The 15672-nt window shown below is 54.0% G+C and carries 13 protein-coding genes; 9 read left to right on the forward strand and 4 right to left on the reverse strand.

All coding sequences use genetic code 11. From position 1 onward, the window contains the following. Positions 1-202 precede the first annotated feature (202 nt). The 4 genes from VF260_08275 to VF260_08290 all read right to left on the reverse strand — a co-directional run bounded on the left by VF260_08275 (position 203) and on the right by VF260_08290 (position 2889). Positions 203-562 (reverse strand): response regulator, encoded by a 360-nt coding sequence (locus tag VF260_08275; GenBank protein HEX7057174.1) that lies wholly within the window; start codon positions 560-562, stop codon positions 203-205. 1040 nt (positions 563-1602) lie between these two features. Continuing rightward, positions 1603-1878, reverse strand: coding sequence for a hypothetical protein (locus tag VF260_08280; GenBank protein HEX7057175.1), 276 nt, complete (start codon positions 1876-1878; stop codon positions 1603-1605). Positions 1879-1900: 22 nt separating this feature from the next. Further along, positions 1901-2344, reverse strand: a complete 444-nt coding sequence (locus tag VF260_08285; protein HEX7057176.1) for an OsmC family protein — start codon at positions 2342-2344, stop codon at positions 1901-1903. Positions 2345-2436: 92 nt separating this feature from the next. Then, entirely contained in the window at positions 2437-2889 is a 453-nt protein-coding gene (locus VF260_08290) for a carboxymuconolactone decarboxylase family protein (protein ID HEX7057177.1), read from the reverse strand. A gap of 150 nt (positions 2890-3039) precedes the next feature. Between VF260_08290 and VF260_08295 the strand changes: the two genes are divergently transcribed. The 9 genes from VF260_08295 to VF260_08335 all read left to right on the forward strand — a co-directional run. Continuing rightward, the gene (locus VF260_08295) at positions 3040-4431 is read left to right on the forward strand and encodes a chloride channel protein (GenBank protein HEX7057178.1); all 1392 of its coding nucleotides are present in this window, start codon (positions 3040-3042) and stop codon (positions 4429-4431) included. 161 nt (positions 4432-4592) lie between these two features. Next, positions 4593-5066 (forward strand): hemerythrin domain-containing protein, encoded by a 474-nt coding sequence (locus VF260_08300; GenBank protein ID HEX7057179.1) that lies wholly within the window; start codon positions 4593-4595, stop codon positions 5064-5066. After that, complete coding sequence (locus VF260_08305; GenBank protein HEX7057180.1) at positions 5045-5362, forward strand: hypothetical protein; 318 nt, start codon at positions 5045-5047, stop codon at positions 5360-5362. Before VF260_08300 ends, VF260_08305 begins: the two co-directional genes overlap by 22 nt. A gap of 19 nt (positions 5363-5381) precedes the next feature. Next, a complete protein-coding gene (locus VF260_08310; GenBank protein HEX7057181.1) occupies positions 5382-9059 on the forward strand; it encodes a nitrate reductase subunit alpha in 3678 nt (1225 codons plus the stop codon). Then, on the forward strand, positions 9049-10542 hold the full coding sequence (gene narH, locus VF260_08315; GenBank protein ID HEX7057182.1) for a nitrate reductase subunit beta: 1494 nt from the start codon (positions 9049-9051) through the stop codon (positions 10540-10542). The genes VF260_08310 and narH overlap by 11 nt, the downstream gene beginning before the upstream one ends. A 4-nt stretch (positions 10543-10546) precedes the next feature. Next, the gene (gene narJ / locus VF260_08320; protein HEX7057183.1) at positions 10547-11149 is read left to right on the forward strand and encodes a nitrate reductase molybdenum cofactor assembly chaperone; all 603 of its coding nucleotides are present in this window, start codon (positions 10547-10549) and stop codon (positions 11147-11149) included. A 16-nt stretch (positions 11150-11165) separates the two neighbouring features. After that, positions 11166-11855, forward strand: a complete 690-nt coding sequence (gene narI, locus VF260_08325; GenBank protein ID HEX7057184.1) for a respiratory nitrate reductase subunit gamma — start codon at positions 11166-11168, stop codon at positions 11853-11855. A gap of 93 nt (positions 11856-11948) precedes the next feature. Then, the gene (locus VF260_08330) at positions 11949-14816 is read left to right on the forward strand and encodes a 2-oxoglutarate dehydrogenase E1 component (GenBank protein ID HEX7057185.1); all 2868 of its coding nucleotides are present in this window, start codon (positions 11949-11951) and stop codon (positions 14814-14816) included. After that, a partial coding sequence (locus VF260_08335; GenBank protein HEX7057186.1) for a biotin/lipoyl-containing protein occupies positions 14809-15672 on the forward strand: 864 nt, incomplete at its 3' end. The genes VF260_08330 and VF260_08335, both read left to right, overlap by 8 nt.

A 15672-nucleotide genomic window follows, 5' to 3' on the forward strand; every position in this document is an offset into this window, starting at 1 on the left:
TAGCCGCCTGTTCCAGGGTTTGCCTTCAGGCCCTCCGCACGCATCCTCGCAGACTACGCACTGCCTGTTAGCTATATACTTCCGCCACCTGCGGTGTATTCGGGACTTTCACCCGTTAGCACGGTGCGCTGCCAAGCGCACAAAAAACCGTCCGGAACATACTCCGGGCGGTTCTTTGCCAAATCTTTCCGCGAATCTCCATTCAGTCGAGCGCTTTTTTTAGCGCCTGGATAACGCGGTCTTTTTGAAACGGCTTGACGATAAAGTCTTTGGCTCCCGATTGAATCGCGTCAATGATCATCCCCTGCTGCCCCATTGCCGAGCAAATGACAATTTTCGCGCTTGGATCGATCTCCTTGATCTCTTTTAGCGCCTGAATTCCATCCATATCCGGCATCGTAATGTCCATGGTGACAATGTCCGGACGAAGCGATCTATACATTTCAACGGCTTCCTGCCCGTTTGCCGCTTCTCCTACGATTTCAAACCCGCTTTCCAGCAAAATCTGCTTTAACGCCATCCGCATAAACGTCGCATCATCCACGACCAGTACTTTTGTCATATATCTCTCATCTCCCCGATTGTTCGAGAACGGTTCTGTATTTTCAAACGAAATCAGCCTATCCCGAAAAAAGGGGTAGGCTGATTCCAAAAATTCAGTCCAGCTTTTTCGGCTACACGGCTGCCTCTATTTATCCATACTTTAGGTCTGTTGCATTGCATCCTATCCGTTCTGGGTGGCTTGCTTCTAATAAAATATGCGACTTTTGAACTATGTTTATTTAGGCCTAATATACTAATAATAGAATATAAAGTCAATCTTTTCTTGAAAATGAGTTTTCAAAAGCGCGTCTGCACGCATGGCGGCGCACTTGATTGGCGAATTCGCATATTTTTCAAAGGCCGTTGTTACGCAGGGTTTATGCAAATGGCTTCATAGCCGATACGCGGCCATTACGTAGCCATTACGCAGCTATTATTTGTGGTTTTTCACATATATTTTTTTTAAAGTCGGAGTTTGCGGCTCATATATGTGGTTTTTCATATATATTTGTGCAAAATTTGCAAATAATTGGCAAATAAATGTGAATTTTCACATATATTCGCACGAAAGTTACTTTCCGAAAAAAATATGTGTGGTTTTTCATATACATTTTCTCAAAGGTCAGGAAAGGTCAGATCTTTATCGCTGCAATCTCTTACATTTTAATGCGAACTCGGTTGCACGCCGGCTGCCGGGCCGCGAACTTCTGTGCTGGCCGCCTGGCTGCGCAATCTGCTAAGCTGACTGCGCACTCTGCTAGGATGCAGGGCAGCCGGGCTGACTTGCTGCGCACTTCTGTGCCCGCCGCCGGGCTGCGCGCTCTGCTAGATTGTCTGGCTGCGCAACTTTGCTCCCGGCCGTTGTCGCGAACATCTTCTCTGCTCGCCTTCGGCCTGCTGCCTGCTGCCTGTCGCTCCCCGCATCCGTCCCCGCGTGTCGGATCGCCGGTATCCCGCGCAGGGCGAATGCGGCTTCGAGTATGGCGTAGCGGGCATCGCAATTGGCTTGAAAAAGCAAACAGGCGGCTCCGCAATGGGCCGCCGCCTTATCTTGCACCGTTATTGTTTTTTCCTTTTCCCGTCGTTCGTTGAAAGCGGATTATACATTTCGCCGACAATCTTGAACTGGTCTTTGCCTTCGCGCAGCTCGGACAGGAACACTTCCCAGCGAGGCACGTTTGCGGCTACCAGAATGAGCCGCTCCAGCGCATCCAGCTTTTGGATTGCGCGAATTTCGTTTTGCACATCTTCCGGGACCTCGCCGAAGCGCATTTCCAGAATGGCGAGCAAATCTTCCCGGTCAATTGCCATCGCATATTGTTCCCGTTCGTCCAAGCTATCCTGCTCCTTCAATGCTTTAATCTGGTAGGACGCGAACCTCGCCGACTTCATAAGAAATGTTGCCGGCGATCGTTTTGCCGATAAAGCACTTTTCCCGCGCAGTCGTCGCGGCCTGTTCATATTCGCTTTGCCTTGCCGGCTCGCCGCCCGTTATCGTGGGGTGAACGATCAACCGGCTGAATTTGGCGCGCATCGGGTAATCGGTGATGATTCCCTCCGCCCGAACCTGCACGCTGGACGCCGCAAGCCCGGTTCTTTTCAGCACACCCAACAGTGTGCCGCTGTAGCAAGAACTAACCGCGCCGATCAGCAAATCTTCGGGGCTTGCGCCAACACCTTTTCCGCCCATGCTGGCCGGCGCTGAAACAACAAGCGTTTCGCCGTTCAACGTTGCTTTACCTTCCCCGTCTTTGCCGAGGCCGCTCCATTCCAACCGGGCCTCAAACCGCAAATCCGCCATGCTCGCTCCTCCCTCCAAACACGGCCTATATACACCGATTTTTGCCGGTCTTTGCCAAATTCATACATAATAATCGTTCAAACCGGGTTTTATTATTTCGGCTCATATGTTCCGGGAACGGTTCTTGTCGTAATCGCCAGCCGATTCCATCCGTTGATCACGATAATCGCCATGATGACTTGCGCCAATTTCTTTTCGCCAAGCGCTTGTTTTGCTTCCTCATAAACATCGTCAGGCACATGCGTGGACGCAACGAGCGTTACCGCTTCGGTCAAAGCCAGGACGGCCCGTTCTTCCGGAGTGAAAAAAGGAGTCTCCCGCCATGCGTTCAAAGCGTAAATGCGCTGTTCCGTTTCCCCCGCCTTGCGCGCATCCTTGGTGTGCATATCAATGCAAAATGCGCAGCCGTTAATCTGCGAGGCGCGAATTTTGATCAGTTCCATCAAAGTCTTGCTTAATCCGGTGCTTTGCACGTATTTCTCCAGACCAAGCATTGCCTCATAGGCGGCAGGTTCAACTTTGCCCATTTCCATTCTTGGTTCCATGCGAATTCCTCCTTATAAATGAATGGTCCAAAATTTTGCGCCTATATGGTAGTCCTTGCGCAAAACCTTTTCCTTGATTTGGATCAAGAAAAGTGTGCTGGTGCAATCAGTATTGCCCATGATATTCTATTTTAATGGGAAGTGATCGATTTGTCACGCTTGAAGGTTTCGTCAAACTACGTCGAACCGCTCGTCATGTTTGCCACTTTGCTGCGCTGGTTTTTGCTGGCTTCCGCTACCGGAATCATCGCCGGGTTGGGGACCAGCCTGTTTTTACGGGCGTTATTCGCATCGATCGAGCAAACGGAAAAAGCTCCGTTGTGGATTCATATCATCTTACTCCCTGTCGGGGGATTGTTGAACGGCCTGATCATTTATTACGGCTACGGCAAAGGGAAATTGCGCGGAAAAGATTCCGTCATTGCCGCCGTGCATGAACGGGGCGGGACAATGCCGGTTAAAACAGGATGGATCAAGCCGTTAGCCGCCATCATTACCTTGGCGTCGGGCGGTTCGGCGGGCAAGGAAGGTCCCTGCGCCCACATCGGCGGTTCGCTGGCGGCGTGGTTCGCCAAGGCAATCCGCCTGAATGCGGAAATGCGCAAGCGCATGATCACTTGCGGCATCAGCGCCGGGTTTGCCAGCGTATTCGGCACGCCGATTGCCGGAACCATATACGGCATTGAAGTGTTGACCATGGGACAGCTTCGCTATGATTTGCTTTTCCCCGCATTTGTGTCGGGCGTCGCCTCATTCGAGATAAGCCGCTGGATGGGCATTCCTTATTTTTATTATCCGTTCCATGGCTCAACCGCCGGCTTCGACGGCCTTATCATCCGCATTTTTGTGCTGGGCACATTGTGCGGACTTGTCTCCTGGATGTTTATCGAACTGAATGAACGGTTTCGCCTGCTGTTCGGGTGGATGCAACGAAAATGGCGACTCTGGCAACCTTCCGTTCCGCTTTTTGGCGGGTTGATTCTTTCCGTACTGATCCTGTTTTTGCCGGCTGATTATTTGGGGCTTAGTTTGCCATTGATGGACCGGGCGCTCAACGGTGAGCACATTGCGTTTTTCGCGTTTTTCTGGAAAATCGTTTTTGTCGCTATCACCTTGGGCTCCGGATTTTATGGCGGCATTGTCACCCCCCAATTTGTAATCGGCGCGGCCGCCGGGAATGTGTTTGCGCATCTTTTGCATATCAATCCGGTGCTGGGCGCCGCGATCGGGATGGTCGCGGTAGTCGCGGCATCATCCAATACGCCGATTGCCGCAATCGCCATGGGCTTTGAACTGTTTGGCAGTTCGATCGGGCTATATATGCTGGCCGCATGCATTCCCGCGTATATTATGGTTGGCCATCGCAGCGTGTATCCGGACCAACTCGTAACTTTTCCGAAGTCGCTCTGGATGCAACTGCAAGCCGGCGTTCCGCTCAAAAACGAACATATCCATATTTCATACGGAGTACTGAAACGGATCAAGCGATGGCAGAAACATCATGTTCACCGCGGCGCACAACCGCCCGGCAAGCGCTATTGAAGCGGGATTGCGCGCCTCGCGCTCCCGCGATCTTTTTCACGGAGTTTTTTTCAATCAGGACAAACTCATATGCGGGCCGTCCGACGTTGCGGGCGGCTTTTTATTAGGTATAAAACCGGCAAAAAACAGGTAGACTTCAAGTGAAAGGCGGTGAGCGAACGATGTCCGGACCGGCGCTTAAAAAGTGGGACAGCCATTCGTCCATCCACGAAGCGGCTTTGACGGAAGCGAAGGAATTAACGGAGATATTGCGGCAATACGTCAACTCGCAAGAGCAAGAAAACGCGTTGAAAGTGGCTTATATCGCGCTCGAACACTGGGAGACGCGGACATTGATCCACGCGCAGGAAGAGGAAGAAGGGTTGTATCAGGAAGCGCTGCGGCTAAATCCCGATTATGCGCTTATCGTGCAAGATTTAACGCGCGATCATACGATCATGCGCAAGCTGGCCAGAGATATAAAACGAATGCTGGCAAAAGGCGAAACAACCGCGGAACTTGTCCAACGTTTTCAAGCTCTGATTCTGGTTGACGAATTACATAATGAAGATGAAGAAAGATTCGTTACCGGCGCCTTTCCACATAACCATTTGCCGATCGGAGATGACCTGTCTTGGAACTGCAAAAGCGGTTAGCAGCCGCCGGTTTGCCATTGCGTTTCGTCGCGCCCGGATGCTATGACGCCATGCTGCGCGAATTTTCCCGTTTTCATCTGTTTGCATATGATGTTCAGGCCCACGCGGTGCAGGATGCAAACGGCATAACCATCGTGCTGCGTTTCGGCCTTCAGCTTGACCATGAAAAACGGCAATATTTTACCCGGGAGCAAATCGCGAATATGGACGATGAGCTGACCGCTTTTTTCCGGAAAGCCGCCGAAGACTGCAAGCAAAAATTGAAAAGCGATTATATGAACATGATCAAAACTTGAGAGTTGAAGGTGAAACGATGTGAATAAGCGCAACAAATTGCTGCAATCGTTCAAACATTTGCAACGCGGCGTGCGGTTCAACGATGGTTGGAGCGAGGAAAACCCGCGGCCGCGGGATTGGGAAAAATTGTACCGCGGGCGCTGGCAGCACGACAAATTTGTCCGCTCGACGCATGGCGTCAATTGCACCGGCTCCTGCAGCTGGAAAATTTATGTGAAAGACGGCATCATCACCTGGGAAACGCAGCAGACGGATTATCCGACAACCGGTACCGATTTTCCGGAATACGAACCGCGCGGTTGTCCGCGCGGCGCCAGTTTCTCCTGGTATACATACAGCCCGGTGCGGGTGAAATATCCTTATATTCGCGGCGATCTGATTCAGTTGTGGCGGGACGAACGCAAGCAAGGCCATGATCCGGTCACCGCCTGGGAGCATATTGCAAGCGACGCCGCCAAGCGGGACAGCTATGTCAAGTCGCGCGGCCATGGCGGTTTTGTGCGTTCCGACTGGCAGGAAGCGTGCGAGATCATTGCGGCGGCGACCATCCATACGATCAAAACATACGGGCCGGACCGTATCGCCGGATTCAGCCCGATTCCGGCCATGTCGATGGTGAGCTACGCCGCCGGAACCCGCTTTCTCTCCCTGATCGGCGGCACGATCCTCAGCTTCTACGACTGGTATGCCGATCTGCCTCCCGCGTCGCCGCAAGTATGGGGCGACCAAACGGACGTGCCGGAAAGCGGCGATTGGTACAACAGCAAATATTTGATCATCTGGGGCACCAACTTGCCGCAAACGCGCACGCCGGACGCACACTTCATGGTGGAAGCGCGCTACAACGGAACAAAAGTGGTCGGGGTAAGTCCCGATTATTCCGAATATGAAAAATTCGCCGATATGTGGCTGCCGGCCAAGCCGGGAACCGACGCCGCCTTGGCAATGGCTATGACGCATGTCATTCTGAAAGAATTTTATGTTGACAAAGAAACGCCCTACTTTAGCGCTTATGTCAAACAATATACGGATCTGCCCTGCCTTGTCACGATCAAAGAAGTCGGCGGCCAATGGAAGGCGGATCGCTTTCTGCGGGCAAACGACCTTTTTTCCGGCGTCAACCTGGGAGAATGGAAAACGGTTGTCTGGGACAGCGCGTCCGGGAATACGGCTATTCCCAACGGGAGTCTGGGTTTCCGCTGGGACGGCGGCAAACAATGGAATCTGGACCTGACAGCGGAAGACGGACATGTCATCGACCCAAAACTAAGTATGCTCGACATTGCCGATGAGATCGTAACCCTGACATTCCCCTACTTTGCCGAAAAAAAAGGCGACACAGTCAAACGCGCCGTGCCCGTCAAACATTTGCCAGGCATAGACGGGAACGTCCTGAAAGTGACGACCGTCTTCGACTTGCTGCTCGCGCATGTCGGCGTCGGACGCGATCTTCCCGGCGATTATCCGCAAGATTACGACGATATGAAGCCATACACACCGGCCTGGCAAGAGGCCATCACCGGCGTGCGCAAGGCGCATGCCATTCGCGTCGCGCGGGAATTCGCGCAAAACGCGGTGATGACAAAAGGCCGCTCCATGATCGCCATGGGCGGCGGCACGAACCACTGGTTTCACAGCGACCAAATTTACCGCGCCATCCTGAATCTCGTTTTATTGTGCGGCACGGAAGGCGTGAACGGCGGAGGCTGGGCGCATTACGTCGGGCAGGAAAAGGTGCGGCCGCTTGAAGGCTGGCAGCAGGTCGCGTTCGCGCAAGATTGGGTGAAACCGGCGCGGCTGCAAAACGCCACTTCCTTTTTTTACTTCATAACCGAGCAATTCCGCTACGAGTTTCCGGTCCAGACGGAAAAGACCGCCTGGGGCGGACAATATGACAACATGCATCCGGCCGATTTCAATGCGATGGCGGCAAGGCTTGGCTGGGTGCCGTCGTATCCGCAATGGACGCAAAATTCGCTGGAAGTCGTAAAGGAAGCGCGCGAAAAGGGCGCGCAAAACGATCAGGAAATTGTGGAATATGTCGTGAAGCAATTGACGGAAGGCAAGCTGGAATGGGCGATTGAAAATCCGGAGGAACCCCGCAACTTCCCCCGCGTCTTTTTCAATTGGCGATCCAATCTGCTCGGCGACAGCGGAAAAGGCCATGAATATTTCGTCAAACATTTTGTCGGCGGAGTGGATCATGTGCTGACCGACACCGACCAGTCATGGCAGCCGAAAGACGTTAAAGTAAATGACCAGCCGCCGGTCGGCAAAGCGGATTTGCTGGTCGCGATCGATTTTCGGATGACCAGTTCCGGCCTGTTTTCCGACATTGTGCTCCCCGCCGCGACCTGGTACGAAAAATACGATCTAAGCAGCACGGACATGCATCCGTTCATTCATCCGTTCAATGCGGCGATCAACCCGCCGTGGCAAGCAAAAAGCGATTGGGACGCGTTTCGGGAAATCAGCAAGGTATTTTCCGAACTGGCGGAAAAAGCGCTGCCCGCCTGCGACGATATTGTCATGTCGCCGCTTACGCACGATTCGCCGGGCGAAGTCGCGCAAAGTTACGGCGAGGTAAAAGATTGGCGCAAAGGCGAAGTGCAGGCGATACCCGGCAAAACAATGCCGAATTTTGTCGTGGTGCATCGTGATTACCCCAATCTTTTTCACCAATGGACCACGATCGGCCCGAATATCAAACGCGGGTATGTCTCCAAAGGCGTGAAGTATCCGGGTGAAGACGTGTACCGCGATTTGATGAAGCGTTTGGGCGTTTCCACGCGCGATGGAATAAGCCGGGGAAATCCCGATCTGTATACGGACAAGCAGGCGATTGAAGCGATCCTAGTCATGTCCGGCGCCACAAACGGCAAGCGGGCGGTCGAAGGCTGGCAATCGCTTTCCGAACAAACCGGCAAACAGCTTGCGGAGATCGCCAAGCCGCGCGAAGAAGAAGCGTTCACCCTGCTCGATTTGACCGCACAGCCGCGCCAGGCCATTTCGACGCCGGTATGGAGCGGACTGGAAAAGGACAATCGGCGCTACGCCCCGTTTACGTTAAATACGGAGTACAAAATTCCGTGGCGGACGCTCACCGGACGGCAAAGTTTTTACCTGGACCATGAAATTATACTGGACTTCGGGGAAGGGCTGCCGATTTTTTTGCCGCCGCTTGTGTACAATCCGTTTTTAAAGGGAGAAAAGGGCGTGGAAAACAACGGAAAAGTGATGTCGGTCCGCTACCTCACCCCGCACCAGAAGTGGGGAATCCATACGATGTTTACGGACACTTCCAATATGGTCACGTTGTTCCGCGGCTGGCAGGTGGTGTGGCTGAACGAAAAAGACGCGGCGGCAATCGGGGTAAAGGACAACGACTGGATTGAGGTATACAACCGTAACGGCGCCATTGCCGCCAGAGCCGTATTGACATACCGCATACCCGCGGGCATCGCCTTTATGTACCACGCGCAGGACAGGACTTTGGGCGTTCCGGGCACCGCCATCAACAAAACCCGCGGCGGCACGCATAACAGCGTAACGCGCATTACGATGAAACAAACCCACTTAATCGGCGGATATGCGCAATTAAGCTACGGCTTCAACTATTACGGCCCGACAGGAAGCCAGCGCGATACGGTAGCCTTGATCAGGCCGCTTGCGGAGGTGAACTGGCTTGCGGATTAAATCGCAGGTGTGCATGGTTATGCATCTGGATAAATGCATCGGTTGCCATACATGCTCCGTAACCTGCAAAAACGTATGGACAAACCGCCCGGGGATGGAGCATGTCTGGTTCAACAACGTGGAAACGCGGCCCGGCCCCGGCTACCCCAAGCAATGGGAAGATACGGACCGCTACAAAGGCGGCTGGGTGCTGAAAAACGGCAAGCTCGCGCTCCGGGCGGGCGGCCCGTTCACCAAGCTGGCGACGCTCTTTTACAACCCGAATATGGCTTCGCTGGACGATTTTTACGAACCGTGGACGTATGATTACGAGCATTTGATCGAAAGTCCGAAAAAGAAACATTTGCCCACAGCCCGCCCCAAATCCCTTATTACCGGCAACTATATCGACAAACCGGAGTGGGGGCCAAACTGGGACGACGATTTGGCGGGCGGCAGTGAAATTGTGCCGCTCGATCCCAACGTCCGCAAAATGCAGGAACATATCGCCATGGAATACGAAAAAACGTTCATGATGTACTTGCCGCGAATTTGCGAGCATTGTTTGAACCCGTCCTGCGTCGCTTCCTGCCCCTCCGGCGCATTGTACAAACGCGACGAGGACGGAATCGTGCTGGTCGACCAGGATGCCTGCCGGGGATGGCGGTTTTGCCAGAACGGCTGTCCCTACCATAAAGTTTACTACAATTGGAATACGCACAAAGCGGAAAAATGCAATTTCTGTTACCCCCGGACGGAAGCCGGACTCCCGACGATTTGTTCGGAAACGTGCGTGGGGCGCATCCGTTATATCGGCGTCGTGCTGTACGATGCGGACAAAGTCAAACAAGCCGCGTCCGTTCCCGACGTAAAGGATCTTTACGAGGCGCAGCTGTCCGTTTTTCAAGACCCGTACGACCCCGAGGTAATCGCCGCCGCCCGCAAAGCCGGCATCACCGATCCCTGGATTGAAAGCGCACAAAACTCGCCCATTTACAAACTGGCGATGAAATGGAAAGTCGCCTTGCCGCTGCACCCGGAATACCGCACGCTGCCGATGGTCTGGTACGTTCCGCCGCTTTCGCCGATCATGAATCATATCGAAGAATCGGGCCTGAATACGGACAGCTATATTCCCACTGTTGATCAAATGCGGATCCCGATGGAATATTTGGCGTCCATCCTGTCGGCGGGAGATACGCAAGTGATTCGCAAAGTGCTGTTGAAATTGACGGCGATGCGCGTACACATGCGGCAGCAAACAGTCGGGGGCATGGACGATTTAAAGCATAGCAGGCTGTTGGCGGAAGCGGGCATGACGGCGAGCGAAATTGCCGAGATGGCGCGGTTGCTCGCGGTAGCCAAATATAACGAACGGTTTGTCATTCCGACCGGACGCAGGGAAATGGACAATGATCTTTACTACAAATACGGATCCTGCAGCCTGGAGGAAATTGCGCCACCCGAAGGCATGACTACGTATCCGTTCGGAAAGGGGAAATAAAGCCGTGCGGGAAGAACAGCGCGCCGTGCTTATAATCGCATCCAGACTGCTTTCCTATCCGGCCGAAAATGTGTGGGCGGAAGTGCTGGAAATTCAAACATGCATCAGGGAATGCATCGATTCCAAAGCTTTGCGGATCGAGCTGTCCCAAGCGGCCGCCGCATTTTTGGCGCTGCCGCACACCGAACTGCAGGAGCAATATGTCGCCACTTTTGATTTGCGGGAAAATACCGGATTGTACTTGACGGCGCATGAATTGGGCGATAGCCGCAAACGCGGCATGGCGCTCGTCGAATTGCAAAATTTGTTGAAGGAAAACGGCTATCAACCGCCGGAGGGGGAACTTGCCGATTACATTCCCATGTTGTGCGAGCTTTTGGCCGCGGGCGAAGATTCGCCGCCTTTACAACAGTTGAAAGGGCGCTTGGCTGTTGCGGTTAAACGCATATGGGAGCATCTGCCGGAAGACAGTTTGTATCGCCCCGTTTTTGCGGCGCTCACGCGCGCCGTTTTCGGCGAACCCGCCGCAAACGACATCGCCGAAGCGGAACGCGGGCGGGAGACGGCCGATCTTGATCCGCTGCCGTACCCGCTGATGTATCTTTGAAAGGAGTTAACGACAGATGGCTGCTATTTTTTGGTGGATCGTGTTTCCATATGTCACCCTAACGATCATGATCGCCGGATTGTTGTACCGGTTCGTGTATCGGCGCATCACATGGTATGCCCCATCGACGGAAATCCATGAAAAAGGCTGGCTGAAAATCGGCTCGCCGCTTTTTCACTGGGGCATCATCTTTGCTTTTATCGGCCACGTCATGGGCATCCTGATCCCCCGCAGCTTTTATGAAGCGGCAGGCATATCCGACGAGACGTATCATGCATTTGCCATTGCCGGCGGTGGCCTCGCCGGACTGATGGTGGTTGCCGGGCTTATCATTTTGCTTTTGCGCAAGCTGTTTGTGGAACGGGTGCGGGTGCACGCTTCGTTCGCCGACTATTTCACTTTTCTTCTGCTGCTGATTGTTGGCGGGATCGGAACCTATATCACCCTTATTTACGACACGACCGTCATGGAATTTGAATACCGGACGACAATCGGCCCCTGGTTTCGCAGCCTGTTTGTCTTTCAGCCGAAGTACCAACTGATGCTTGCCGTCCCGGCCATTTTCAAACTTCACGTCATTGCCGGCTTTTTGTTGTTTGCGTCCATCCCTTTTACCAGATTGGTGCATATTTTCTCTTTTCCTGCCCGCTATCCGACGCGCGCCCCGATCCAGTATCGCTCGCGGTCGGGCTATAAAAAAAACTGATTTGAATCAAGTTATTTTTTATTGCGAGCGGCTATCATAAGGGTTGAAAAATAATCGGCTATTTGCTAAGAAGCCCCTTATGGAGGAATTATCATGCGAGACAGGATGGAGCTTTGGTCGACATTTTACGGTCCCAATCTCGGCTACATCAATGAAATTTATGAACAATATTGCCAAGATCCCGAATCAATCGATCCTTCGTTAAGGCAATGGTTCGACCAATGGGGTGCGCCCCCGCAAGCATATTCCGCCGCAGCAACCCCTGCGCAAACCGCAGCGGTACAAAATGCCGATATCGGGGAATGGATGAAAAAAACGGCGGCGTGCCTGAAACTGCTGCAAACGATTCGCACGCGCGGCCATCTCGTAGCCCATATCAATCCGCTGCACGACGGCAGCGTGAACATAAATGCGTCCATGTTCAGTCCGGCAAATTACGGGCTAACCGAACAGGATTTGCGCAATATACCGGCGCATGCCATCATGCCGGCAGCTTCGCCGCATTTCCGCACGGCGTTCGATGCGCTCAAGCGGCTGACAAAACTGTATACCGGCAGCATCGGCTTTGAATTCGACCATGTGCCGGATGACGAAGAGCGCGATTGGCTGTACGAAACCGTTGAATCCGGCGAAGCGGCGCTCACCATGACAATCGAAGAACGGCTTGCGCTCCTGAAGCGCTTGACGGAAGTTGAAAGCTTTGAAACATTTCTGCACCGCACGTTTGCCGGACAAAAACGGTTTTCGATCGAAGGCGTCGACGCGCTTGCGCCCATGATCGACAAAGCGATCGAACTCGGCGCCCAAAACGGGACCGAGACTATTGTAATCGGCATGGCGCACCGCGGCAGACTGAATATTCTTTCCCATATAAAATCCAGCGAAGCGATTTTCGCCGAATTTTTGCATGCTCCGCACAGAAGCAAGGATCTCGGCGATTTAACCGAGCTGCACTACGGCTGGACCGGCGATGTGAAATATCATCTGGGCACCGAACGGATTGTCGAAGAAAACACGAGACGCATTCGGCTTTTCCTGGCCAACAATCCAAGCCACCTCGAATTTGTTTCGCCGGTTGTGGAAGGCTCTACGCGAGCCGCCCAGGAAGAGCGCAAGCAAGCGGGAGCGCCGCGGCAGGATTACAATAAAGCGTTTGCCATTCTGGTGCACGGCGATTCGGCCATGACCGGCGAAGGCATTGTCGCCGAAACGTTCAATTTGAGCAACATCCCCGGTTACCGCACCGGCGGCACCATTCACATCATCGCCAACAACCAGATCGGGTTCACCGCCGAAGGCGAGGAGGCGCGGTCCACGCGTTACTCGAGCGATTTGGCGAAAGGCTTCGCGGTTCCGATCGTGCACGTGAATGCGGACGATCCCGAGGCTTGTCTGTACACCGTGCTGCTTGCTTACAAATATCGCGAAAAATACCACAAAGATTTTCTGATCGATTTGATCGGCTACCGGCGCTATGGCCACAACGAAACGGACGACCCGGTCGAAACGCAGCCTACCCTGTACAGCCTGATCAACGCCCATACCCGTGTACGGTTGCGCTATGCGGATGCGCTCAAAAACGCCGGATTGATCACCGATCAGGAAATCAAGCAAATCGAACAGGACGTGCTAAACAAGCTTAAAGCGGATTATGAGCGGGCAAAGGCGCGCAGCGGCCAAAAGGCGGACGCTTCGCAAATGCCGCAGTTCGCCGCGCTGCCGGAGGTGCAAACCGCGGTGCCCCGGCAAGTGTTACGGGAAATAAACGACTCGCTGTTGCAGCGGCCCCGCGATTTTTCCGTTTACCCGAAGTTGGAACGGATTTTGCAACGCCGCAGTACCGCGTTCGAAGACGGCGGCACGGTCGATTGGGCATTAGCCGAGACACTGGCTTTCGCCGCCATTTTGCGCGACGGCACGCCGATTCGAATTACCGGGCAAGATACGGAGCGCGGCACTTTTGCCCATCGCCACCTGGTGCTGCACGACGCCAAAACCGGGGAGCGTTACAATCCATTGCAGCATCTGCCGCACGCGAAAGCTTCTTTTGCCATTCACAACAGCCCTGTTACCGAAGCGGCGGTATTGGGTTTTGAGTACGGCTACAATGTGATGGCTCCGGAAACGTTTGTATTGTGGGAAGCGCAATTCGGCGATTTTGCCAACGCGGCGCAAGTAATCATCGATCAATTCATCTCGGCGGGACGGGCAAAGTGGGATCAAATCTCTACCCTTGCCATGCTTTTGCCGCATGGCTACGAAGGGCAAGGCCCCGAACATTCAAGCGCCCGCCTGGAGCGATTTTTGCAATTAGCCGCGGAAAACAACTGGATTGTCGCCAATGTGACGACCGCCGCGCAATACTTCCATATTTTGCGGCGCCAAGCGGCTATCGGCGGGAAACATGAAGCGCGCCCGCTTGTAATCATGACGCCGAAAAGCCTGTTGCGCAATCAACAGGCGGCTTCGCCGAGCGAACTGTTAAGCGAAGGCAGTTTTCGCGTCATTCTGGAACATCCGGAATTGGGCAAAAAGCCCAACCAAGTCAAACGACTGATTCTCTGCAGCGGAAAAGTGGCGGTTGATTTGGAAACGGAAATTGCCGCAATGGATAAAAAGCCGGAATGGCTTCATATTGTGCGGGTGGAACAATTATATCCGTTCCCGAGCGCCGATATTGCCCGCATCATTTTCCCGTTCCAGGCTTTGCACGAAATCGTCTGGCTGCAGGAAGAACCCAAGAACATGGGGGCATGGGCGTTCGTGGAGCCGCGTCTGCGCGCATTGGCTCCGCGCCAGGCGGATATCCATTATATCGGCCGACCGGAACGGTCAAGCCCTGCCGAAGGCAGCGCCGAGGACCACAAACGCGAGCAGAAACTGATCCTCAAGCAAGCTTTAAATCGGGATTTATTTAAAACTTTGCAAGAAACAACGAAGGGAAGCGGTCTTCTTGTTTGAAATCAAAGTGCCGGAATTGGCGGAATCGATTACGGAAGGAACAATTTCCAGGTGGCTGAAAAATGTCGGTGAATTGGTGCAGGAAGGCGAGCCGGTTGTCGAACTGGAAACCGACAAAGTGAATTTGGAGGTGCCTGCCGCCGGAACAGGCGTGCTGACAGAAGTGTTGCGGCAAAAAGGCGAAACGGTGAAAGTCGGCGAGGTGATTGGGCGCCTGGACGAGAACGCCGCAGCGGCGCCACAAGCCGCGGCGCCACAAGCCGGAGGCGCGCCGAGCGGGCAACCCGCGCCGGTAACGCCGCCCGCCGCACAACCGGCGCCGCAGCCGGTTACCGGCGTACCGGCAGCAGCCGCAGCCAACGGAACGGCAAACGTCCCGGCCGCGCCCAACAGCGCCAAAGCCGCGGAGCAAGCGGCAACGGCTACCCCCGCCGCCCGAAAACTGGCCAGAGAACGCGGCATCGATTTGCAGCAAGTGTCTGCCCGCGATCCGCTGGGCCGCATCGGAACTGAAGACGTAAAGAACTATACGCCGGGCGTGCCTGCGCCGGGCGCGACAGCACTGTCCGTCCCCGGCTCGCCGGCTCAACAGGGGGCAGGCGGCCAGCCCGCTCAACCCGGCCCTGTCGGCCAACCTGATAAAGAAATCGAGCGAATCCCGATGTCGCGCCGCCGCTTGACGATCGCCAATCGCTTGCTCAACGTGAAAAACACAACCGCGATGCTGACCACCTTCAACGAAGTGGACATGACCGCGATTATGGATTTGCGAAATCGGCGCAAGGACAAATTCCAGGAAAAATTCAACGTGAAACTGGGATTCATGTCGTTCTTCGTCAAGGCGGTAGTCGGGGCA

The sequence above is a fragment of the Bacilli bacterium genome (assembly GCA_036381315.1).
In the GTDB taxonomy this organism is placed as follows: domain Bacteria; phylum Bacillota; class Bacilli; order Paenibacillales; family KCTC-25726; genus DASVDB01.

Bases quoted from the DNA above. Each gene is read 5' to 3' on its own strand.
- VF260_08275 (HEX7057174.1), bottom strand. From the start codon at position 562: ATGACAAAAGTACTGGTCGTGGATGATGCGACGTTTATGCGGATGGCG.
- VF260_08285 (HEX7057176.1), bottom strand. From the start codon at position 2,344: ATGGCGGATTTGCGGTTTGAGGCCCGGTTGGAATGGAGCGGCCTCGGC.
- VF260_08290 (HEX7057177.1), bottom strand. From the start codon at position 2,889: ATGGAACCAAGAATGGAAATGGGCAAAGTTGAACCTGCCGCCTATGAG.
- VF260_08300 (HEX7057179.1), top strand. From the start codon at position 4,593: ATGTCCGGACCGGCGCTTAAAAAGTGGGACAGCCATTCGTCCATCCAC.
- narI (HEX7057184.1), top strand. From the start codon at position 11,166: ATGGCTGCTATTTTTTGGTGGATCGTGTTTCCATATGTCACCCTAACG.
- VF260_08330 (HEX7057185.1), top strand. From the start codon at position 11,949: ATGCGAGACAGGATGGAGCTTTGGTCGACATTTTACGGTCCCAATCTC.